The sequence below is a fragment of the Streptomyces sp. cg35 genome (genome assembly GCF_050410835.1).
In the GTDB taxonomy this organism is placed as follows: domain Bacteria; phylum Actinomycetota; class Actinomycetes; order Streptomycetales; family Streptomycetaceae; genus Streptomyces.
Genome location: NZ_CP191268.1, coordinates 1,411,467 through 1,433,852 on the forward strand (window position 1 = coordinate 1,411,467; position 22,386 = coordinate 1,433,852).

The window sequence follows — 22,386 nt, forward strand, 5'->3', positions numbered from 1 at the left end:
GTCGCGTCCGCTCGACACATGGGCGGACGCGACCGCGGACTTTCGTGGGCCGAGCGCGAAACCCCGACAAAAGGTGTCGGGTATCGGGCCTACCGTCGGAAACATGCCGAGCAACACAGGATCCAGCCACCCCTATCTGCACATCGTCGGCGCCCGGGAGAACAACCTCCAGAACGTGACGCTGCGCATCCCCAAGGAGCGCCTCACCGTGTTCACGGGGGTGTCGGGCTCGGGCAAGTCGTCGATCGTCTTCGGCACCGTCGCGGTGGAGTCGCAGCGCCAGCTGAACGAGACGTTCGCCTGGTTCGTGCGCAACCGGCTGCCGAAGTACGAGCGGCCGCGGGCGGACGCGCTGACCGGCCTCTCCCCCGCGATCGTCGTCGACCAGAAGCCGATCGGCGGGCACTCCCGCTCCACGGTCGGGACGATGACGGACACCTACTCGGTCCTGCGCGTGCTGTTCTCACGGTGCGGGACACCGAGCGCGGGGGCGGCGACCGCGTACTCGTTCAACGACCCGAGCGGCATGTGCCCGGCGTGCGACGGGCTGGGGCACACGGTGCGGCCCGACTACGACCGCATCCTCGACCCGGCGAAGTCGCTCGCGGACGGCGCCGTGGTGTTCCCGCCGTTCGCCGCCGGCACCTGGCAGGGCCAGACGTACACGAACACCACCGGCCTCGACACCACCAAACCGGTCGGTGCGTTCACGCCCGCGGAACGGGAGTTCCTGCTGCGCGGGCGCGACGCGCGGGTGCGCGTCGACAACACCGGCGGCAGCCGTGAGATCGCCTACGAAGGGCTCGCCGACCGGTTCGAGCGGCTGTACCTGAACCGGGACCTGTCGTCGCTGAGCGGACGCACCCGCGATCTGGTGCAGCGGTACCTCGTGGACGGCCCCTGCCCGGCGTGCCGGGGGGCGCGGCTCAGCGCCGCCGCGCTCGCCTCCCGGATCGACGGCCGGAACATCGCCGACTGCGCCCGGATGGAGGTCGGCGAGCTGATCCCGGTCCTGCGGCGCCTCGGCGAGGCGGGCGACCCGGTGGCCGGGCCCATCGCGGCGGCCGCCGTCACCGCGCTCGAACGGATCGAGGCGATCGGGCTCGGCTACCTCAGTCTCGACCGGCCGACGTCGACGCTCTCCGGCGGCGAGGGCCAGCGTCTCAAGACCGTGCGGCACCTGGGATCGAGCCTGACCGGAATGACGTACATCTTCGACGAGCCGAGCGTCGGCCTGCACCCGCGGGACGTGGGCCGGCTGAACGATCTGCTGCTGCGCCTGCGCGACAAGGGCAACACCGTCCTGGTCGTCGAGCACGACCCCGATGTCATCGCCGTCGCCGATCACGTGGTCGACATGGGGCCGACGGGCGGCGCGGGCGGCGGGCGCGTGCTGTACGAGGGGACGCCGGACGGGCTGCGGCACGCCGACACCCTGACCGGCCGCTGCCTGCGCCGCACCGGCGGGGTGAAGCGTCGCCCGCGCGAGGCGACCGGCCACGTGCGGATCGAGGGCGCGGACCTGCACAACCTGAAGGACGTCACCGTGCGGGTGCCGACCGGGGTGCTCACCGCGGTGACCGGAGTCGCCGGGTCCGGCAAGAGCTCGCTGGTGTCGGGGGCGCTGTGCGCGGCGCGGCCGGACGCGGTGGTCGTCGACCAGTCGTCCATCGGCATCTCGGGGCGGTCCACCCCGGCGACCTACCTCGGGATCATGGACACCGTCCGCAGGATCTTCGCCCGCGAGACGGGTGCGGAGGCGGGCCTGTTCAGTTTCAACTCGGCGGGCGCATGCGCGAGTTGCCAGGGGCGCGGGGTCGTGTACAGCGATCTCGCGTTCATGGACCCGGTCACCACCGTGTGCGAGGCCTGCGGCGGGCGGCGGTTCGGCGACGGGGTACTGCGGCTCACCGTGCGCGGGCAAAGCGTCGCGGACGTACTCGACATGACCGCCGGGGAGGCCCTCGCCCACTTCACCGGCCCCGGCGAGGAGCAGGTGCGCCGCCGGCTGCGCGCCCTGCGCGACGTGGGCCTCTCCTATCTGACACTCGGCCGGTCGCTGAGCACCCTGTCCGGCGGCGAGCGTCAGCGCATCAAGCTGGCCACGCAGCTGCACCGCACCGCCGCGACGTACGTGCTGGACGAGCCGACCACCGGCCTGCACAGGGCGGACGTCGACGGGCTCGTGGCGCTCCTGGACCGGCTGGTCGACGCGGGCAACACCGTGATCGTCGTCGAGCACGACCTCGACGTGGTCCGGCGTGCGGACTGGGTGATCGATCTGGGGCCGGAAGGCGGCCGGCACGGCGGACAGGTGGTCTTCGAGGGGACGCCGGCCCAACTCCTCGACGCGGAGGGCTCCTTCACCGCGGAACACCTGCGGCGGGCGGTCGCGGGCGTGGAGGGGCCGGGTGAGGGGGAGGTGACAGCCGCGTAACGGGGGATTCCGCCGTGACCCGCGGGCTGTGCATGATGAGCGCCGTCGCACAGCACGCACCGCCCCGCACCAGCCATGGAGTACACCCGTGCCGAGCAAGAAGGCCCTGATCCGCCGCCCCGGACCGCGCATCGCGGAAGGTCTGGTCACGCATGTGGAGCGGACCCCCGTCGACGCCGGGAAGGCGGTCGCGCAGTGGCAGGACTACGTCGCCGCGCTGGAGGCGCACGGCTGGGAGACGTTCCTGGTGGAGCCGGCCGACGACTGCCCGGACGCGGTGTTCGTGGAGGACGCGGTGGTGGTCTTCCGGAACGTGGCGCTGATCGCCCGCCCGGGCGCCGAGTCCCGGCGCGGCGAGATCGCCGGGGTCGAGGAGGCCGTGGCGCGGCTCGGCTGCTCCGTCAACTGGGTGTGGGAGCCCGGCACCCTGGACGGCGGCGACGTACTGAAGGTGGGCGACACCCTCTACGTGGGCCGCGGCGGGCGCACCAACGCGGCCGGCGTACAGCAGTTGCGGGCGGTCTTCGAGCCGCTCGGCGCGCGCGTAGTGACGGTGCCGGTCAGCACGGTGCTGCACCTGAAGTCGGCGGTGACGGCGCTGCCCGACGGCACGGTCATCGGCCACGAGCCGCTGGTGGATCACGCCTCGCTCTTCCCCCGCTTCCTGCCCGTGCCGGAGGAGGCGGGCGCCCATGTCGTGCTGCTCGGCGGCGACCGGCTGCTCATGGCGGCGAGCGCCCCGAAGTCGGCGGAGCTCTTCGCGAGCCTCGGCTACGACCCCGTTCTGGTGGACATTTCGGAGTTCGAGAAGCTGGAGGGCTGTGTGACGTGCCTCTCAGTCCGGCTCCGGGAGCTGTATGCGTGACGACGATCTTTATGGAGCGCTTAACCTACGGCAACGTAACCTACGACACCGTAGGTAATACCGCTCGCTGTACCTCCGTCCCCCAGGAGCTCCCATGACCGTCATCTCCCCCCGCCTCGGCTCGTCGACGACATGGACCGACGCCCGGCTGCTGCACGCGCTGGAGGAAGTGGTCGAGCAGGAGCTCAACCGGCACCTGAAGGTCGCCAAGGACTGGATGCCGCACGAGTACGTGCCCTGGTCCGACGCCCGTAACTTCCCCGGCTTCTTCGAGGACGGCCAGGCCTGGGACAAGGAGCAGTCGCAGGTCACCGAGATCGGCCGCACCGCGCTCATCGTCAACCTGCTGACCGAGGACAACCTCCCCAGCTACCACCACGAGATCGCGACGCTCTTCGGCCGGGACGGCGCCTGGGGCACGTGGGTGCACCGCTGGACGGCGGAGGAGGGCCGGCACGGCATCGTCATGCGCGACTACCTCCTCGCGTCCCGCGCCGTCGACCCGGACAAGCTGGAAGCCTTCCGCATGTCGCACATGAGTGAGGGCTTCGAGTCGGACAACCGGCACTCGATGCTGCACTCGGTCGCGTACGTCGCCTTCCAGGAGCTGGCGACGCGGATCTCGCACCGCAACACCGGGCACCAGTCCGGCGACCCGGTCTGCGACCGCATGCTGGCGCGCATCGCGACGGACGAGAACCTGCACATGGTCTTCTACCGGAATCTGCTGAAGGCCGCGTTCGAGATCGCTCCCGACCTGACGATGCGCGCGGTGCGCGATGTCGTCGTCGACTTCCGCATGCCGGGGCACGGCATCCCGGGCTTCGAGCGGGCGGCGGCGCAGATGGCGATCGGCGAGGTCTACAACCTGCGCATCCACCACGACGACGTGCTGCAGCCGGTGCTCCGGTTCCTCAAGGTCATGGAGATCGACGGGCTCGGCCCGGAGGGCCTCAAGGCCCAGGAGGAGCTGGGCCTGTTCATGAACGGGCTCGACGCCGAGGCCTGCAAGTTCGACGAGAAGCTGGCCGCCCGCAAGGCCCGGCTGGCGGCGCGGGCCACGAAGGCCTGAACCGGCCGCCGGGGACCGGCGGCCGGTTCGGCCCGCTGGTTCACCGGCGTTCAGCGCGACCCGCCGCCGGCTTCGGCGGCGGTCTTCAGGTCGCTCAGCCAGGCCTCCAGTCCGTCGCCGAGGATCTTGGTCGCCGCGGGCACGTCGGCGTCGACCTGGGGGCCGGTGTGGGTCTCTTCGGTGCGCACGAGCACGCCGCCCCGGACCTCGGTGAAGTTCCAGACGTGCACGCCGTCGATGTGCAGCCCCTCGCCGACCGCGGGGCCGGTCCAGCGGATGCAGGACCCGTGCTCGAGCTGCTCGACGGTCGAGGTGATGTCGAGGCTGGTGGCCGGGGTCGCGGGGTTCGGGGGCACCGGCGTCGCCCACCGGAACGCCGACCCTTCGCGGAAGGGCCCGTGGTCGACGCGGTGCGCGCGCTCGACGTGCGGCTGCCAGGACGGCCAGCGCTCCACGTCGGTCTGGAGCTTCCACAGGGTGCGCAGCGGCGCGTGGATCACGGCCGCGGTGCGGTAGCCGACGCGGGCGTCGGGGTCGACGCCGGCGCCCCGGCAGGTCAGCGGCGCGCCGGGGTGGGAGGCGGCCCCGGCGGGGGCCACCGCCGTGCCCAGGACGCCGAGCGCGAGCGGGACGGTCGACAAGGCGGCGCGGACACCGGTACGACGCATGCTGGACATGGCTATCCCCTGGTCAGAAGTCGGGTGAGCTGTGCGCGAGCAGGAAGCGGGGCACGGCGAACGGGCCCGCACTCCGCTTCAATGATGGGTTTTCGCGTTCGCTAGAAGTTCTAACACTCACCCCCGAGAGCGTCAATAACCTTCGTGATAACCTCTAACGCATCATGCGGCCGGAGCCGCGACGGTGCGGAAAGGCGGCAAGCCAGTGGCGGACACGAAGACCCCGCGCGAGCGCTACCGCGCCCAGGTGCGCGCGGAGGTCAAGGAACACGCGTGGGAGCAGATCGCCACGGCGGGCGCGTCGGCGCTCTCCCTGAACGCGATCGCCAAGCAGATGGGCATGAGCGGACCCGCGCTCTACCGGTACTTCGCCGGTCGCGACGAGCTGATCACCGAGCTCGTCAGGGACGCGTACCAGAGCCTCGCCGACACCTTCCGCGAGACCACCGAGGCAGCCGGGTCCCGCGCCGACCTCACCGCGCTGGCCCACGCCCTGCGCGACTGGGCCCTGGCCGACCCGCACCGCTACTTCCTGGTCTACGGCACCCCGGTCCCGGGCTATCACGCGCCCGACGACATCACCGCCATCGCCTCCGCGATCATGGCGACGCTGCTCGACGCCTGCGCGGCGCTGCCCGACACCGCTCCCCCGGCCGCGTTCGACACCCACATCGAGGCCCACCGGCAGTGGGCGGACGGCCACCCCGCCCCGCCCGCGGCCCTGCACCGGGCGCTGAGCGTCTGGACCCGGCTGCACGGTGTCCTGTCCCTGGAGGCCGCGGGCCACTTCACCGGGATGGGCTTCGACCCCGGACAGCTCTTCGAAGCCGAACTGCAGGACCTGCTCGCCCGCTGAGCGGCCGGCCGGCTCCGGACGACAGGTGCCGTCAGGCGAGTCCCGCCGAGATGGCGCGGCGCACGGCGTCCGCCCGGTCCCGGATGCCGGCCTTGGCGAACAGGTTGTTGATGTGGGTCTTGACCGTGGCCTCGCTGATGAACAGCTTCTCGGCGATGGCCCTGTTCGGCAGGCCCTGGCCGATCAGGGTGAGCACCTCGCGCTCGCGGGGCGTGATGTCCCGCGGCAGTGACCGGTCCGGCGCCGGCGGCTTGGTCCGGACCGTGGCGAGCAGCCGGTCCTGGACCTCGCGGTCGAGCACGGACTGCCCGGCCGCGGCCGCGCGGATGGCCCGGACGATGTCCTGGCGCCCGGCGTTCTTCGTCAGATAGCCGCGGGCGCCGGCGCCCAGCGCGGCCAGGATCGAGTCGTCGTCGGCGAACGTGGTCAGGACGACCACGGCCACCTCCGGGTGTTCCTCGCTCAGCCGGCCGGTCGCCTCGATCCCGTCCATGACGGGCATGCGCAGGTCCATCAGCACGACGTCCACCGGCCCGGCACCGGCGACCGCGGCCAGCACCTCGGTGCCGTCCGCGGCGGCCGCGACCACGTCGATGCCCTCGGACAGCCCGAGCACCGCGGCGAGCGGCTCCCGGACGGCGGCCTGGTCGTCGGCGACGACCACCCTCAACTGCGTGTGCTGCTCGGTCTGTTCACTCATCCCGGGATCACTGCCTCCACCTGCCAGCCGCCCTGGTCCGGTCCCTCGGTGACCGGCCCCGCGGTGATGGTCCCGCCCAGCAGGGCGACGCGTTCGCGCATTCCGATCAGTCCCATGCCGCTGCCGACACCCGCCGTCACCGCCCGCACGGCGGGGCGGTTGCGGATCCTCAGGGTGGTCGACGCGGCGGTGAACGTCAGCTCCACGGCGACCTCCGCGCCGGGCGCGTGCCGGGCCGCGTTGGTCAGTGACTCCTGGGCGATCCGCAGCAGGTTCTGGGTCACCCGGGCCGGTACCTCGCGCACGGCCCCGGTGACGGTGAGCACGTCGTGGTGGCCGGACGATTCGAGCATCGCGGTCAGGCTGTCCAGCAGCGGCAGGGCGTCCTCGCGCAGGGCGTGCACGGTCCACTGGGCCTGCTTCAGGCTCTCCTTGACCATGCTGTGGGCCTTGTCGTTGGCCTCGCGGACCTTGTCCAGGTCGCCGGTGTCGAGAAGGGCGTCGGCCAGCTCCAGCTGCATGTTGATCCCGGCCAGCGAGTGGGCCAGGACGTCGTGCACGTCCCGGGCGATCCGGCTGCGCTCGGTCAGCACGGCGGCCTGGGCCTCGGCGCGGGCGGCCCGCTCGGCGGACTCGGCCGCGGAGATCGCCGCCTGGATCGCCCGCTGCCGGCCACGGTTGACGATCCCGACCAGGACGGGGGCGCCGGTGGCGAGGCCGAGGGCCCAGGGCAGCAGGTGGTGGCCCGGGCCGAGGCGGAAGTACAGGACGCCCCCGCACAGCAGGCTGCAGGTCAGCGCGAGGACGAGGGCCGGTTTGGCGGCGAGCCGGTAGCCGATGTGGCCGGCGAGGAAGAAGGCGAACAGATAACCCGTTCCGCTGCGGCTGACGCCGATCAGCGCGGCCGCCGCGACGACCCCCGCGGTCAGCCAGACCACGGCGGCCCGCTGGGAGACCCGGGCCTCGGGCAGGGCCCGGGCCAGCAGGGCCACGCTGTTGACCACGAAGAGGGCGGTGACCGCGAGGCCGCGGCCGCTGAAGCCCATCGGCCGGATGGTCACGATCCCGACGACGACGACCGCGAGGCTCAGGACCCACTGCACCCGGGGGTCACGACCGGGAACCGGCCGCGGGCCGGCCCCCTGGGGCAGGGCCGCCCCGGACGGCGGGGCGGACTCGGTTGCGGGCACGGCCAGACGATAACGCACGGTCAGGCGGTGCGGTCGAGGACCGGCGCGGTGGGCGCGGCCGCCTCCGCCGGGAGCGCGCGGGCCACCCTGCGGCTGCGGACGAGGATCGTGGCGAGCCGCGTGACCACCTCGGTGAGCGCCATCAGGACGAACGCCGCGACCCAGGCCTGATCACCGGTGATGTGGTGCGTGATGCTGAACCGGGCGACGTCGTCGGCTCCGCCGGCGTGCTCGACCCACAGCTGGAACCCCATCCGGGCGCCCATGCCGAGCACCCACAGGGCCGCCGAGACCGCGCCGGCCTTGATCAGCAGGTGCCCGCCGGCGGGCCGGATCCGGGTGTGGACGCCGCCGGCGATGCCGAGCGCGGCTCCGACGGCCGTCAGGGTCCCGATCAGCACCAGGTCGTTGCCCGCGGTGGGGACGGTGTCGAGGTACGAGTAGGCCACGAAGGCCACGATCCCCAGCGGGACGAGGAAGGTCCTGAGGTCCAGGCGGCCTTCCCGCAGCTGCCGGAAGACGACGAGGAGAAGGGCGATGTCGGTGATCCACTCAGTCGTTGTCATGCCCCCAAGCCTGCTGCGGCAGGGCCTTCGGCACCTGGACCCATGGGTGGAACCCGGGGTGGAGATGACCGCCGGACCGCGGTCCACCCTCCACCCCGCCACGGACGGGAACGGACCCTGGCGGGGCCGCCGCGACGGTGCCACGGTGCGAGCAGGGGGTGAACTCCATGGCGCAGACGCACGAGTGGATGTTCTACGAGGTCATGTGGCGCAGCTGGGCCGGGCGGGCCCAGGTGCCGTATCCGGTGCCGTGGTGGGCGCAGCAGGCGTTCCGGCGGTGGAGCGACGACTTCGACGCGGGGGCGTACGACTCCAAGGAGGCGGCGTTCGCCTCGAACGCGCTGTACCGGTACTGGGCCATGGTCGGGGTGAAGGATCACCGGCAGGAGTCCCTGGTCGGGCAGGCCGGGGAGATCGAGCCGGTCTACGACAAGTACTGCCTGTCGTTCTTCCTGTTCGACCCGGCGACGGGCGCGCTGCACCTGCCGCAGCTGACGGACGGCGGGGCGGTGGCACAGCGCATGGAGGCGCCGCATCTGCCCGTGGTGCTGACGACGTTCCGCACCGTCGACGGTGTCGAGTTCGTGCAGCGGACCTTCGCCGTGCCGGTCGGGGCCCGGCAGCGGGACGCGGTCGTGACGCGGCTGACCGTGGGATCGCCGACGGGGCAGGCCCGGGAGGGGCTGGTGTGCGCGGCGCTGATGCCGGCCGGGCCGAGCGGCTTCCAGCGCCACGACCGCAACGGGCGGGAGATCACCGACCGGCGCCTGACGTTCCTGCGGTATCTGCCCGGTGAGCTGCGGGTCGAGACGAACAGCGGCTGGGGGCCCGTCTTCGAGACGCCGCCCGAGCAGTTCGGCGTGTACGGCAATCCGGACTTCAGCCAGGATCCGGACGTGTACGTGCACCACAGTCCGTTCCGCGACCTGGTGATGGGCGGGAAGCTGAACGGGGCGGCCGAGGCGCAGGACCAGGTGGCGGGGCTGTGCAGCGCCGTGTTCGCGTGGCCGTACCGGGTGGTGGAGGACGAGCTGGTGGAGGTCGACGTGCGGCTGCCCGTCGACCTGTACAGCGGGCCCGACGACCTGGCCGAGCTGCGCGCGACCCCGGCCGACGTCCTGGAGACCGCCAACCGGGAGTTCTGGACGGGAAAGCTGCTGCGGCAGGGACTGCAGCCCGAACTGCCGCGCCCGGTTTCCCACTTGACGGATCTGTTCCGGCAGGCGCGGTCCGAGCTGCTGATCCTGTCCGACCTCGGCGAGATCCATCCGGGGCCGACGGTGTACGACTCGTTCTGGATCAGGGACTCGTCCGTGGAGGCGACGGCGTGCTCGCTGGTCGGTGATTCCGCCCTGGCCGCGCACCAGTTGGGGACGCACTATCCGCTGCGGTTCAACCGCGGCGGCGGGCGGATCGGGCCGTGTGCGGAGTATGGGTTCTTCGGCGGGCCGCACGAGAAGGACGACCGCGAGTGGGACAGCAACGGGCAGGCGCTGTGGGCGATCGGACGGTTCGACCGGACCGCCGGGCGGGCCGCGGCGTTCGGCGCGAAGCTCTACAGCCCGTACGTGGTCGACGGGGCGCGGTGGCTGCGCGACAACCGGGACGGGTTCGGCCTGCTGCACAGCGGGTGGAGCGCCGAGCACCTCGGCGAGCGGGACAAACCGCACTACTGGGACGACCTGTGGGGGCTGGCCGGGCTCTACGAGGCGGCGCGGCTCGCCGAGCGGCTCGGCGCGCCGGAGGTGGCCGAACTATGGAGCGCCTTCGACGACTTGAAGGCCGCCACCGTCGCCTCGATGCGGGTTCAACCGCGGCGGCGGGCGGATCGGGCCGTGTGCGGAGTATGGGTTCTTCGGCGGGCCGCACGAGAAGGACGACCGCGAGTGGGACAGCAACGGGCAGGCGCTGTGGGCGATCGGACGGTTCGACCGGACCGCCGGGCGGGCCGCGGCGTTCGGCGCGAAGCTCTACAGCCCGTACGTGGTCGACGGGGCGCGGTGGCTGCGCGACAACCGGGACGGGTTCGGCCTGCTGCACAGCGGGTGGAGCGCCGAGCACCTCGGCGAGCGGGACAAACCGCACTACTGGGACGACCTGTGGGGGCTGGCCGGGCTCTACGAGGCGGCGCGGCTCGCCGAGCGGCTCGGCGCGCCGGAGGTGGCCGAACTATGGAGCGCCTTCGACGACTTGAAGGCCGCCACCGTCGCCTCGATGCGCTGGGTCCTGGCCGAGCAGCGACGGCGCGGGGCCTGGGAGACGTACCTGCCGACGGGGCCCGGTGACGTGGGGCGGCTCGACTCGACGATGATCGGCGCGGCGGCGTACTTCCATCCGCTGCGGCTGCACATGGGCAGCAAGCTGGGCGACGACATCGACCGGGCCGCGCGCTGCACGCTCGACACGATGTACGCGCACTTCGTGACCGGCGGATTCCGGCACGAGGCGGCCTGGAACGCGTACGGTCCCTATCTGACCACGCAGTTGGCGCACGCATATCTGCTGGCCGGGAATCCGGAGCGGGCCGACGCGCTGCTCGGCTGGGTGGTGGACGCGGCGTTCCCGCACCTCCAGGACCGGGCGGTGGCGCTGGGCGCGTGGAACGAGCAGCACGCCTTCCCGGTCGCCTCGGACTTCCGCGACGTACCCGGCCGGCACTGGTACATGGGCGACATCCCGCACGGCTGGGCCGCCGCCGAGTATCTGCTGCTCGTCCGCGACATCCTGTTCTTCGAGGCGGACGAGGACCGGGACCCGCATCTGTACATCGCCCCGGGGGTCCGGCCGCACTGGATGCCGGACGGGCAGCACGTGGCGGTCGAGGACGCGCCGACCCTGTTCGGGCAGCCCCTCGGGTACCGGCTGACGCACGATGCGGCGGCACGGCTGGTGACCGTGCGGATCGGGGCGGCGCCGGACGGGGTGCGGTTCGTGTACCCGTGCCGCTTCGGGACGGTGCGGTCGGCCGTCGCGGACGGGCGGGACCTGGACGTGACCGGCTTCGGCGACGACGTCCATGTGCCCGCGGGGACAAGGGAGTTCGTGGTCACGTACGCCTGAGCTGGTGGCGCTCCTTCTCGGAGAGGCCGCCCCAGACGCCGAAGCGCTCGTCGTGGGACAGGGCGTACTCCAGGCAGGCCGGGCGGATCTCGCACATGCGGCAGATCAGCTTGGCCTCGCGGACGGAGCTGCCCGGCTCGGGGAAGAAGAAGTCGCCGCCGGTCTGGGCGCACAGGGCCTGGTCCTGCCAGCTGGGGCCGACGGGCGTGAAGGTCGTGTTCGCGTGCATGGCGGAGATGGTGCCGCCCGGCGAAAAACGATTGATCAACGCGCGATCAACGCGGCTCGCCGGGCGGCGCCGCCCGCCGCGGAACTACTGCTGCTCCGGGTCGCCCTTGATCACCGCGAAGCCCGCCCCGTACGGGTCCGCGAGCTTCGCGATCCGGCCCACTCCGGGGAGGCTGACCGGCGCGGAGCGGACCGTGCCGCCCAGCTCCTGGACCTTGCCTGCCGTGGCGTCGACGTCCGGGACGTGGAGGTACGGCGTCCAGTGCGGGCCGGCACCCGCCTCGGCCGGGTCGCTGTCCAGCGGGACGACACCGCCGAACATCCCGTTCTCGTCCGTGCCCGCGGGGCTGACCGTCGTGTACGTGCCCCCGGGGAACTCCACGTCGAACGCGCCCCAGCCGAACACCGCTCCGTAGAAGTCCTTCGCCGCGGCCACGTCGGGGGTGTACAGCTCCACCCAGTTCAGCCCGCCGTCCTCGGTGACGTGGTCGAGCCCCTTGTTCACCCCCGGCTGCCAGATGCCGAAGGCGGCGCCCGCCGGGTCGGCGAGGATGGCCATGCGGCCCTGGTCCATGACGTCCATCGGGCGGAAGAGCACGGCGCCGCCGGCCTGCTCGACCGCCTTGGCGGTGGCGTCCGCGTCCGCGCTCTGGAAGTAGACCGACCAGGCGGGACCTCCCTGGTCGGGGGTGACGGTCATGGCGCCCGCCACCGTCCTCCCGTCGAGCTGGAACATCCCGTACCCGCCGGCGTCCGGGCCCGCGGACCGGAACCGCCAGCCGAAGACGCCTCCGTAGAAGGAGATCGCACCGTCCAGATCGGGGGTGCCGAGGTCCATCCAGTTCGGCGAACCGGTCACGAAGTCCGTGGTGATCATGGTCCCGCCCTCCTCGTCGAGGGATTTTCTTCCTTGGACCGCCGAGTCTTCCACCACCCACTGACAAGCGCCGTCGCACCGCGCTGACCAGGCAAGGTACGGACCAATGGGCCGTATACGATCCATCTTCAACTTTTGAAGGCAAACAATCTGTGGGAGCGCTCCCCGTCATAAGTCTTGACGCTCCTCATCCCTCTCGCCACAGTGGGGCACCCCACTCACCCCCCACATTTCAGGAGTGCGATCGTGATATCGCGCAGGATGTTCCTCGCCGGCGCCGGGGCGACCGTCGCAACGGCCGCCGCCTCCCTGTCCGTTCCCGCCTGGACCGCGGGCGCCGCGCCCGCCACCTGTGAACTGGCCCTGGAGAACAAGTCGTTGTCCGGGACCGTGCGCGCGTACGTCACCGGCCACGAGCAGTCCTCCGGCAACTGGGTGCTGCTGCGCGCCGACGGCAGTGTCTACCGCCCCGAGTCGCCGAGCGCCCCGCAGACGCCGCTGCCCGTCGACTGCGCCATCCCGCTGAACCCGGCGGGGTCCGCTCCCAAGGTCGTGACGCTGCCTCAGATGTACGGCGCGCGCGTCTACTTCGTCCGCGACGACACGCTGGACTTCTTCCTGAACCCCGGCCCGGGTCTCGTCGAGCCGGCCTTCGCGACCCCCACCGACGCGAACTACGGCAAGACCTGGTCGTTCTGCGAATTCACCTTCAACACCGAGCAGTTGTACGCCAACATCAGCTACGTCGACCTGGTGACGGCCCTGCCGATCGGGCTGACCCTGGAGGGCGACACGACCCACACCGTCGCCCCGCTGCCGGACGGCGCCGTCGACAAGATCGCCGCGGATCTGGCCGCCCAGGCCGCCAAGGACGGGCAGCCCTGGGACAAGCTCGTCATCAAGGGCGGCGACGGCAAGGTGCTGCGCGTCATCTCGCCGCAGAACCTGATGGCGCCGTACTTCGACCGGCCCGACGAGATGCCGTTCCGCGACGTGTGGAACGGCTACATCGACCAGGTCTGGGACAAGTACCGCTCGACCGACCTGAAGATCGACCTGCAGGGCGGCCGCGGCGTGTTCACCGGCCGGGTCAGCGGCGACACCCTGACCTTCAACGGCGGGCACACCTTCACCAAGCCCGCCTCGAAGGACATCTTCACCTGCAACCACGGCCCGTTCACCAACAACCCGGCCGACTCCGACGACAAGAAGGGCCTGCTGGCCCGCCTCGCCGCCGGATTCAACCGCAGCATCATGCTCACCCACCCCGAGCAGCCGAACGGCGCCGGGTCCGGCGACTACTACACGGACGCCACGACGAACCACTGGTCGCGCATCGTGCACGCCAACTCGCCCATCGGGTACGCCTTCCCGTACGACGACGTCCGCCCCGACGGGGAGCCGGACGTGTCGGGCGCGGCCAATGACGGCAACCCGCGCCGCTTCACGGTGAGCGTCGGTTCCTGACCGGTCCCCTCGCACCACGCGTCATGCGCCGGCGTCCTCGCGGATCAGCTCCACGGCCTTCTCCGCGAGGGCGACGGTCGGCGCGTGCGTATGGCCCCGGGTGATGCGCGGCATGACGGAGGCGTCGACGACGCGCAGCGCCTCGGTGCCGCGGACCCGCAGCCGCGGATCGGTGACGGAGCCCTCGTCGGCGCCCATCCGGCAGGTGCCGACGGGGTGGTAGAGGGTCTCGGCGTGGGCCCGGATCGAGCGGACGAGCGTCTCGTCGTCGACGACACCCGGGTACCCGGCCATGGGCGCGGAGTGCAGCGGGCGCAGCGCGGCGTCCGCCAGCAGTTCCTCGGCCCTGCGCACGCCCGCGACCAGCGTGCGCAGATCGTCCTCGTGGGCCAGGTAGTCCGGGTCGATGCGGGGGCGGGCGGCGCCGGGTCCCGTCGGTGTGATGCGGCCCGCGCTGTGCGGCTGGAGGAGGACCACGCCGAGGGTGATGCCGTGCTCGGTCGGCGGGGTCAGCCCGTGGTCGACGAACGGGACGGGCGCGTAGACCACCTCGATGTCGGGGGCGGCGAGTTCGGGCCGTGTCCGGATGAAGGCGACGGCCTCGCCCACGTTCGAGGTGAGCGGTCCGCGGCCCCGGAGCAGGAAGCGGGCGATGTTGGCGGGCGTGTCGGCGCCGGTGAGGGTGACGGGGCGCGGGCAGCGGACGGTGACCGCGTAGGAGAGGTGGTCCTGGAGGTGCCGGCCCACGTCGGGCGAGGCGACGAGCGGGTCGATGCCGGCGGCGGTGAGGGCGTCCGGGTCGCCGATGCCCGCCTGTTGCAGCAGGTGCGGCGAGCCGATGGCACCCGCGGCGAGGATCACCTCACGGGTGGCGCGCAGCGCCCCGGCGGACACCCCGTCGGCGACCACACCCGCGGCGCGGACGCCGTCGAAGTCGATCCGGGTCACACGGGCGCCGGTGTGGATGTCGAGGTTGGGGCGGCGCGCGGCGGGCCTGAGGTATCCGTCGGCGGCGCTCCAGCGGCGGCCGCGGTGCTGGTTGACCGGTGTGAGGGCGAAGCCGCCGTGGTCCGGCTGGTTCAGCTCCCCGAGATCGCGCAGGCCCTGGGCGCGGCAGGCGTCCAGGAAGGCGTGGGTGGTGGGGTTCGGGTGGCGGGGCGGGGAGATGTGCAGGGGGCCGAGCGTGCCGTACACGGACTTCTCGTGCCGGGCGCCGGCCCACCGTTCGGCGCGCTGGAAGTACCGCACGAACGCGTCGTGGGACCATTCGGGTCCGGCGGCCTCGCCCCACGCGTCGTAGTCGTCGCGGTGTCCGCGCACCCACATCATGGCGTTCAGGGACGACGAGCCGCCGAGCATGTGCCCCCGCGGCCAGTACAACTCCCTCTCGTTCAGGGCGCTTTGCCCGGTCGTGGCGTAGTCCCAGTCGTACGGCGTCCTGAACAGCTTCGGGAACGCGGCCGGTATCCGGATCTCCGGCTTGCGGTCGCGCGGCCCGGACTCGACGAGCGCGACCCGGACGGACGGATCCTCGCTCAGCCGCCCGGCCAGCACACATCCGGCGGACCCGGCCCCGACGATGACGTAGTCGTACGTGCGGTCCTTGCTCAACTCGGCTCCTTCGACGACTCGTTGGCGCGTACAGGTGTCATCGATGGTCTACACCCGGGCGGGGGCGGCCGTACACACGCAGGGGTGCGGGGTGAGTGAGGGCCGGACGATCTCCGGGCGGGTCAGCCGGTCAGCGGGGCCTGCCCACCCCCAGCGCGGGCAGCACGGTCTCCGCCACCCGGTACGCCTCCTCCAGGAGCGGATTGCCGGACAGGATGACGGTGTCGACGCCCAGAGACCTGAACTCCTCCAGACAGGCGACGACTTGCGCGGTGGATCCGACGACGTCCGTGCCGGGGCCGGGGCGGAACAGGCTCATGCCGGGCCAGAGGTTGGGATGGGCCTCCGGTTCCCGGGCCCGAGCGGGGACCCTCCCGCCGTGCTGGCGGAACTGGCGCTGCCAGCCGACGCCGTCCTCGCCCGCGCGGTCGCCCGGCTGCCGGGCGTACGTCGCCTAGCTCGTGACGTCGAGGAGACGGTCGGCGGCGGCCCACGCCCGGTCCTCGGTGTCCCGGACGATGAGGTGCAGGCGCAGTCCGATCCGCAGGGTGCGGCCGTACGTTGGCTCGTGTACGGGAAGCGGGTCATGCCCTGAACGACGGCGAGTCCGCACACGGCGTGCGCACCCTCGCGGTGCCGGTCCTCGACCGGGCGGCCCACGCCCGGTTCGCCCTCGCGGTGCGGGCGACCCCGGAGCTGATCCCCGACGCGCGCGTGCCGTGGTTCCTGGAGAGGGCCCGGGCGTGCGCCCGGGCCCCTGGAGGTCCTGCTGCTGCCTCCGGGCGAGCGGCCCGAAGGGACGTGACGTACCGGACCGGCGGCCGTCAGTGATGCGGCGCGTCGTACGGCGGGATCGACCCGTCCGCCTTCTTCACCAGGAACAGCCCCGCCATCCCCATGTCGGAATGGCTCTGGACATGGCAGTGGTACATCCAGGCCCCGGCCCCGACGCCCTCCCCCGCGATGAACTGGAACCCGAACGAGTCCGCCGGGCCGCAGATCTTGTTGTCGAGGACCTGGGACGGGTCGTCGGGGCCGGTGAGCATGCCCGTGCGGTTGTCCGCCCAGCGGTGACCGTGCATGTGGAACGTGTGGTAGTACTCGCCGTGCGTGATCATCACGATCTCGACCCGGTCGCCCACCGTGGCCTCGAAGTTCGGGGCTTCGTGGGCCGCCTTGTTGTTGATCGTCATGTCGTTGAAGACGATGGTGAACGTCTTGCCGGGGTCGGGCAGGATGTCGCCCTTGCGGCGCACGATCACCGGGCCGTAGAGGCCCTTCCGGATCCCGCCCGTGCCGTGGTCCGTGCCGACGACGTGGTCGTGGTAGTGCCAGTAGCCCGCGGTACCCGGGCGCCACGTGCCGTCCTTGCGGCGGCCCGGCGCGTGGGTGCGCCAGGTGTAGGTGCGGGTGCCGCCGGGTTCGACGTGGCTGCGGTTCATCCGCGTGCCGTCGCTGGAGATCTCGTAGTCCATGCCGTGGACGTGCAGGCTCGCGTCGACGTCCGTCAGGTTCTCGAACTCGATGTGCAGGGTGTCGCCCTCGTTGAGCTCGATGAGCGGGCCGGGGATCGACGCCTTGCCCTTCTCGAAGCCGTAGCCGAGCTGGCCGTCCGCGAGCTTCTCCGCGTACATCGTGATGTGCTTGACCTCGCCGCCCGCGGGCGCGGTGCGCGGCGGGGTGTCGGCGCCGGCGGCCTGCGGTGCCGCCGCCGCGAGCGACAACGATGTCACCCCGGCCGTCGCCGCCACCGCGCCGCCGATCAGCATGCGCCGGCTCAGCGCGCGCCTGTCCCGCTCGCTCGCCCGGTTCGGCTCGTCGTGCAGTTCATCGTGTTCCGTCGTCACGGCCAACTCCCCAGCCTCGTACGAGCTTTCACGTCGCGCTGAGCACGGTAGCCACGTGATCTTCGTTTATCCACACTCAGGACAAAGTTTGTGGAATCGCGGTCATACCTATTGGCGTGCCGCGCAAAGAGGTCTAGCTTTCACCGCGCTGTTGCTGTGTCCGACGAGGGGTGGGTGAACACATGCGGCGGTTACCGCATCAAGAGCCGTTGCCCGTACGAGAGTTCAGAGCGAGCAGAAGCAGACGCGGCCGGATCTGGGCGGCCGGTGTCGCCGCGGGTGTCGTGGCCGCCGGGCTGCTGAGCGGGCCCGCCGCCAGCGCGCGGCCGGCCCCGGAGCCGCTGACAACGATGTCCGTCAAGTCGCCGCCCGGCGGCGCCAATGTGCGGGTCCTGGTGTTCTACGGGTCCGCGGCCGGGGGTGACGAGTCGCCCCTGGTGAACGCGGGCATCGAGGCGATCGAGAAGATCGGCCAGTCCGGCGCGGCCGGGCAGCGCTTCACGATCCAGGCGACCGATGACGCGTCCGTGTTCACGAACGGCACCAAGCTGGGCCGTTTCAACTCCGTCGTGTTCCTGACCGGCGGGGGCGACGTCCTCGACCCCGATCAGGAAGCGGGCCTGGAGACGTACATGGAGGCCGGCGGCGGGTTCGTCGGCATTCATGACGCGGCGCGCGCCGAGCCGTACTCGGACTGGTTCACCGGTCTGATCGGGGCCCGTCCGGCCGCCTCGTCGCCCGCCTCCGTACAGCGGGCCACCGTCGAGGTCGGCGACCGGCAGCATCCGGCGACGAAGGACCTGCCGGTGCAGTGGAAGCGGCCCGACCAGTGGCTGAACTGGACGAAGAACCCGTCCGGCGACGTGCACACGGTGGCCCGGGTCAACGAGTCCACGTACAAGCCGGGCGAGAGCGCGAACGGCGCCGACCACCCGGTCTCGTGGTGCCGCGACTACGACGGCGGCCGCTCCTTCTACACCGGGATGGGCGGGACCGTGTCGTCGTTCGACGAGGCGGACTTCCGCGACCATCTGCGCGGGGCGCTGCTGTGGACGACGCGGATCGTGCGCGCCGACTGCAAGGCCGCGATCAACGCCAACTACAAGGCCGAGCGCCTCACCCAGCCCAACCAGGCCGGGCAGAACGACCAGATCGGCGAGCCGCACGGGCTCGTCACCGCTCCCGACGGCCGGGTGCTCTACATCGGCCGCGGCGGCGCGGACTCCTCCCAGCCCGTGGTCACCGACTGGAACGACCCGGACGTCGGCAAGGGCAAGGGGCAGGTCCACGTCTACGACCCGAAGACCAAGAAGGTTACTCTCGCAGGGGAGTTGACCGTCTTCGGCAACAAAGGCGGCGGCGACGAGCTGATCAAGGTCGAGGAGGGCCTGCTCGGGATCGAGCTGGACCCGAGGTTCGAGCAGAACGGGTGGGTGTACCTGCACTACACGCCGCACGCGCAGCTCGACCGGGACAAGCAGCTCGCCGAGCGGCGCGTCTCCCGCTTCACGCTCGACCTCGCCACGAACAAGCTGGACCTGAGCAGCGAGAAGGTGCTGCTCAAGTGGCCGGTGCAGGTGCACAGTTGCTGCCACGCGGGTGGCGGGATGGCCTGGGACTCGAAGGGCAATCTCTACATCGCGACCGGTGACAACAACTCCTCGCAGTTCAGCGACGGTTACTCGGGCAACAACCCGCAGCCGAACTACAAGGGCGTCTCGTTCGCCGACGCGCGCCGCACCGCCGGCAACACCAACAACCTCAACGGGAAGATCCTGCGGATCCACCCGGAGGCCGACGGGACGTACACCCTGCCGGAGGGGAACCTCTTCACCGGCAAGGAGACGGCCGAGGGCGGCGGCAAGACGCGCGGCGAGATCTATGTGATGGGTGTCCGCAATCCGGCGCGCATCTCGATCGACAAGAAGACCGACACCCTGTACGCGGGCTGGGTCGGCCCGGACGCCGGTGAGCCGTCGACGACCTGGGGTCCGGCCAAGTACGACCAGTTCGCCGTCATCACCAAGGCGTCCAACCGCGGCTGGCCGTACTGCATGGGCAACAAGCAGCCCTACCGCGACCGCAATCTGCCGGACCCGACGAAGCCGCTGGGCTGGTACGACTGCGACCACCCGAAGAACGAGTCGCCGAACAACGACGGTCTCGTCAACCTGCCGCCGGTCACCGGGAACAACATCTGGTACTCGCCGCAGGGCGGGGCGCCCGACTATCCGCGCGACGCCAAGGGTGTCCCCTCGTACAAGAAGGAGGAGGCCAAGTACCTGCTGCCGTGGCTGAAGGGCGGCGGCCAGGCCGCGATGGACGGTCCCGTCTACCGCTACGACGCGTCGATCGCGAACGCGGACAAGTGGCCGAGCTACTGGGACGGGAAGTGGTTCGTCGGTGACTTCTACGACTCCGACCAGCCGCGCAACGCGGTCCTCACCGACCCGAAGACGCACGGCGACGGATCGGTACCGGTCCACTCGGAGTCGCTGAAGAAGATCATTCCGATCGGCAACGACGGCATCAAGAACCTCATGGACTGGAAGTTCGGTCCCGACGGTGCCCTGTACGTCCTCGACTACGGCCGTGGCTTCTTCACCTCCGACAGCAAGTCGGCGCTGTGGAAGGTCACGTACACCGGCGGCGAGGCGACCCCGGCGGCCGATCAGCTGGCCAGGAAGGGCTGATCCCATGCGACCTACGCGAATCATGCGCCCCGTCCGCAGACACAGACTCCTCACGGCGCTGCTCGCCGCCCTGCTGATGTGCCTCGGGCTCGGCGCGCTGCCCGCGGCGACGGCGGCGCCGGCGCCCGAGGCGGCGGCCGACCAGGTGCTGACCTGGACGGCCGGCGACGACATCACGAAGTACGCGTCGGCGCCGACGACGGCGGTCGCCGGCAAGGCGACGATCGTCTTCGAGAACAGCACGGCGACCGGCAACACCATGGGGATGCCGCACACGCTGACGTTCGACGTGTCGGACCCCGAGTACAACAACGACGTGCCGCTGAACATCCTGGCCAACCCGAACGACGACCAGGGCGGCAAGCACACGGCCGAGGTCACCCTCTCCCCCGGGCGCTACCGCTACCACTGCACGATCCCCGGCCACAGCAGCATGCAGGGGATCCTGGTGGTGACGGACGGCGGCGGCGGTGACGACACGACCGCTCCGGAGACCTCGGCGAAGGCCGAGGGGCAGACGAACGCCGACGGCGCGTTCGTCGGGTCCGCGTCCGTGTCGGTCACCGCGACCGACGACGGCTCCGGCGTCGACAAGATCGAGTACGCCCTGGACGACGGTGCCTACACGCCGTACACGGCGCCGGTGGTCGTCGACCAGGTCGGCACGCACACCCTGAAGTACAAGGCGACCGACAAGGCGGGCAACGCGGCCGCCGAGAAGTCCCTGGACTTCACGGTGGTGGCGCCGCCGACGGACGACCAGACGCCGCCGGAGACCTCGGCGACGGTGACCGGCGACAAGGACGAGTCCGGCGCCTACGTCGGCATGGCCACGGTGACGGTCTCCGCCTCGGACACCGGTTCCGGGGTGAACACCGTCGAGTACGCGGTCGGTGCGGACGGCGCCTGGCAGCCGTACACCGCGCCGGTGATGGTCCACGACCCGGGCACCTACAAGGTGCGTTACCGGGCCGCGGACAAGGCGGGGAACGCCGCCGCCGAGAAGTCCGTCGACTTCACGGTGGTCGCGCCGCCCGCCCAGGACACGACGCCGCCGACGGTGTCCCTCGCGGTCGCCGGGGACAAGAACTCCGACGGCGCCTACATCAACTCCGCGAAGCTGACGCTGACGGCGACGGACGACGACTCCGGTGTCGACAAGGTCGAGTACTCCCTCGACGGCGGCCCCTACCTCGCGTACACCGCCCCCGTGGTGGTGGACCGGGTGGGCGCCCACTCGGTGGCGTACCGGGCGAGCGACAAGGCGGGCAACGCCGCCGCGGCGCAGACGTTCGTGTTCGCGGTCGCCTCGGGCGGCGGGGTCCCGGCGCCCAACTGCCCGGAGCTCGACGAGCGTGCCACGGTGTTCGTGGGCACGACGGACACGGGCATCCCGAACCGGGTCACCAACAACCGGTGCCGGATCGGCGAGTTGATCGAGGACGAGAAGGAGTGGACGTCGCACGCGCTCTTCGTGAAGCACGTGAAGACGGTCACCGACAAGCTCCTGAAGGAAGGCGTCGTCGACCAGCGCGAGTACAACAAGATCAACAAGGCGGCGAAGGCGTCCCCGATCGGAAAGCCCGGCCAGACCGAGGGCTACACCAAGATCCTGGACGGCACGCAGGAGCAGTTCGCCAAGTGGGAGCAGGTCGGCGGCGGGAAGTTCGCGCTGAACGCCGACGGTTCGATCACCAGTCGTACGGACGTCGACGGCATGGGGATGCTGTGGTTCCCGCAGCGCAAGTACGGGAACTTCTCGCTGAAGCTGCAGTGGCGTGACGACGCGCCGGGCACGGGCAACGCCAACGGCGGTGTGTTCGTGCGCTTCCCGTGGGTGCACGACAACCCCGAGGAGCCGAACCCGGAGTGGGTCGCCATCAAGTACGGGCACGAGATCCAGGTGCTCGACCGTCCCGACGGCGACATGTACAAGACCGGTTCGGTCTACGGCTTCGACCGGGTCGGCCTCGCGGGAGCGGGCGTCACCCAGAAGGGCACGTGGAACGACTACGAGATCAAGGTGGTGGACCAGCACTTCTCGATCTACCGCAACGGTGTGCTGATCAACGAGTTCGACAACACCGGTGGCCAGGTCTTCGAGCCGCCGCGGGGCGACGACCCGGGCACGGACGGCCGGCGCTACTCCTCCGGCTACGTCGGGCTCCAGGTGCACAGCACGTCGGACGTGATCTCCTACCGGGACATCCGCGTGAAGGAACTCCCCTAAAACACAGGTG

At 71.3% G+C, this 22,386-nt stretch carries 17 protein-coding genes and 2 pseudogenes; 10 read left to right on the forward strand and 9 right to left on the reverse strand.

Features of this window, described 5'->3' with window-relative positions:
* Window positions 1-103 precede the first annotated feature (103 nt).
* The 3 genes from ACQUQD_RS06845 (at window position 104) to ACQUQD_RS06855 (ending at window position 4,374) form a co-directional block, all read left to right on the forward strand.
* Window positions 104-2,437 carry an ATP-binding cassette domain-containing protein gene (locus ACQUQD_RS06845; protein ID WP_428951053.1) on the forward strand — a complete coding sequence of 778 codons (2,334 nt, stop codon included), beginning with the start codon at window positions 104-106 and terminating at the stop codon, window positions 2,435-2,437.
* Between the two features lie 88 nt (window positions 2,438-2,525).
* On the forward strand, window positions 2,526-3,302 hold the full coding sequence (ddaH, locus tag ACQUQD_RS06850; protein WP_428951054.1) for a dimethylargininase: 777 nt from the start codon (window positions 2,526-2,528) through the stop codon (window positions 3,300-3,302).
* 94 nt (window positions 3,303-3,396) lie between these two features.
* On the forward strand, window positions 3,397-4,374 hold the full coding sequence (locus ACQUQD_RS06855; protein ID WP_428951055.1) for an acyl-ACP desaturase: 978 nt from the start codon (window positions 3,397-3,399) through the stop codon (window positions 4,372-4,374).
* A 50-nt stretch (window positions 4,375-4,424) separates the two neighbouring features.
* On the opposite strand, the gene ACQUQD_RS06860 is transcribed toward ACQUQD_RS06855, so the two are convergent.
* Entirely contained in the window at window positions 4,425-5,051 is a 627-nt protein-coding gene (locus tag ACQUQD_RS06860) for an SRPBCC family protein (RefSeq protein WP_428951056.1), read from the reverse strand.
* A 205-nt stretch (window positions 5,052-5,256) separates the two neighbouring features.
* Between ACQUQD_RS06860 and ACQUQD_RS06865 the strand changes: the two genes are divergently transcribed.
* Complete coding sequence (locus ACQUQD_RS06865; protein WP_428951057.1) at window positions 5,257-5,907, forward strand: TetR/AcrR family transcriptional regulator; 651 nt, start codon at window positions 5,257-5,259, stop codon at window positions 5,905-5,907.
* A 31-nt stretch (window positions 5,908-5,938) separates the two neighbouring features.
* On the opposite strand, the gene ACQUQD_RS06870 is transcribed toward ACQUQD_RS06865, so the two are convergent.
* Genes ACQUQD_RS06870 through ACQUQD_RS06880 form a run of 3 tightly spaced genes read right to left on the reverse strand, consistent with a single transcriptional unit; the run spans window position 5,939 to window position 8,363 of the window.
* Window positions 5,939-6,607 carry a response regulator gene (locus tag ACQUQD_RS06870; protein WP_428951058.1) on the reverse strand — a complete coding sequence of 223 codons (669 nt, stop codon included), beginning with the start codon at window positions 6,605-6,607 and terminating at the stop codon, window positions 5,939-5,941.
* Complete coding sequence (locus tag ACQUQD_RS06875) at window positions 6,604-7,815, reverse strand: sensor histidine kinase (protein ID WP_428951059.1); 1,212 nt, start codon at window positions 7,813-7,815, stop codon at window positions 6,604-6,606. Before ACQUQD_RS06875 ends, ACQUQD_RS06870 begins: the two co-directional genes overlap by 4 nt.
* A 2-nt stretch (window positions 7,816-7,817) precedes the next feature.
* Entirely contained in the window at window positions 7,818-8,363 is a 546-nt protein-coding gene (locus tag ACQUQD_RS06880) for a hypothetical protein (protein ID WP_428951060.1), read from the reverse strand.
* Between the two features lie 167 nt (window positions 8,364-8,530).
* Here ACQUQD_RS06880 and ACQUQD_RS06885 point away from each other — a divergent pair, with 167 nt between their 5' ends.
* Both ACQUQD_RS06885 and ACQUQD_RS06890 read left to right on the forward strand, forming a co-directional pair.
* The gene (locus tag ACQUQD_RS06885) at window positions 8,531-10,648 is read left to right on the forward strand and encodes a hypothetical protein (RefSeq protein WP_428951061.1); all 2,118 of its coding nucleotides are present in this window, start codon (window positions 8,531-8,533) and stop codon (window positions 10,646-10,648) included.
* Window positions 10,578-11,423 carry a hypothetical protein gene (locus ACQUQD_RS06890; RefSeq protein WP_428951062.1) on the forward strand — a complete coding sequence of 282 codons (846 nt, stop codon included), beginning with the start codon at window positions 10,578-10,580 and terminating at the stop codon, window positions 11,421-11,423. The genes ACQUQD_RS06885 and ACQUQD_RS06890 overlap by 71 nt, the downstream gene beginning before the upstream one ends.
* On the opposite strand, the gene ACQUQD_RS06895 is transcribed toward ACQUQD_RS06890, so the two are convergent.
* The gene (locus ACQUQD_RS06895; protein WP_428951063.1) at window positions 11,410-11,652 is read right to left on the reverse strand and encodes a WhiB family transcriptional regulator; all 243 of its coding nucleotides are present in this window, start codon (window positions 11,650-11,652) and stop codon (window positions 11,410-11,412) included. The two genes, ACQUQD_RS06890 and ACQUQD_RS06895, sit on opposite strands and share 14 nt — an antisense overlap.
* A gap of 84 nt (window positions 11,653-11,736) precedes the next feature.
* Window positions 11,737-12,528 carry a VOC family protein gene (locus tag ACQUQD_RS06900; RefSeq protein WP_428951064.1) on the reverse strand — a complete coding sequence of 264 codons (792 nt, stop codon included), beginning with the start codon at window positions 12,526-12,528 and terminating at the stop codon, window positions 11,737-11,739.
* Window positions 12,529-12,774: 246 nt separating this feature from the next.
* On the opposite strand from ACQUQD_RS06900, the gene ACQUQD_RS06905 reads away from it, so the two are divergent.
* Window positions 12,775-13,995, forward strand: a complete 1,221-nt coding sequence (locus ACQUQD_RS06905) for a glycoside hydrolase family 64 protein (protein ID WP_428951065.1) — start codon at window positions 12,775-12,777, stop codon at window positions 13,993-13,995.
* Between the two features lie 21 nt (window positions 13,996-14,016).
* Here ACQUQD_RS06905 and ACQUQD_RS06910 read toward each other — a convergent pair whose 3' ends face one another.
* Entirely contained in the window at window positions 14,017-15,606 is a 1,590-nt protein-coding gene (locus ACQUQD_RS06910; protein WP_428951067.1) for a GMC family oxidoreductase, read from the reverse strand.
* Between the two features lie 130 nt (window positions 15,607-15,736).
* Window positions 15,737-16,165, reverse strand: a pseudogene (locus tag ACQUQD_RS06915) (LLM class flavin-dependent oxidoreductase); the annotation flags it as partial.
* Between ACQUQD_RS06915 and ACQUQD_RS06920 the strand changes: the two are divergent.
* Window positions 16,162-16,411, forward strand: a pseudogene (locus tag ACQUQD_RS06920) (IclR family transcriptional regulator domain-containing protein); the annotation flags it as partial. The pseudogenes ACQUQD_RS06915 and ACQUQD_RS06920 sit on opposite strands and share 4 nt — an antisense overlap.
* 19 nt (window positions 16,412-16,430) lie before the next feature.
* Here the strand turns inward: ACQUQD_RS06920 and ACQUQD_RS06925 are convergent.
* Window positions 16,431-17,375, reverse strand: coding sequence for a multicopper oxidase domain-containing protein (locus ACQUQD_RS06925; protein WP_428957472.1), 945 nt, complete (start codon window positions 17,373-17,375; stop codon window positions 16,431-16,433).
* Window positions 17,376-17,635: 260 nt separating this feature from the next.
* Between ACQUQD_RS06925 and ACQUQD_RS06930 the strand changes: the two genes are divergently transcribed.
* A complete protein-coding gene (locus ACQUQD_RS06930; RefSeq protein ID WP_428951068.1) occupies window positions 17,636-20,146 on the forward strand; it encodes a ThuA domain-containing protein in 2,511 nt (836 codons plus the stop codon).
* A 4-nt stretch (window positions 20,147-20,150) separates the two neighbouring features.
* Window positions 20,151-22,376 carry an OmpL47-type beta-barrel domain-containing protein gene (locus ACQUQD_RS06935; protein ID WP_428951069.1) on the forward strand — a complete coding sequence of 742 codons (2,226 nt, stop codon included), beginning with the start codon at window positions 20,151-20,153 and terminating at the stop codon, window positions 22,374-22,376.
* Window positions 22,377-22,386: the final 10 nt, after the last annotated feature.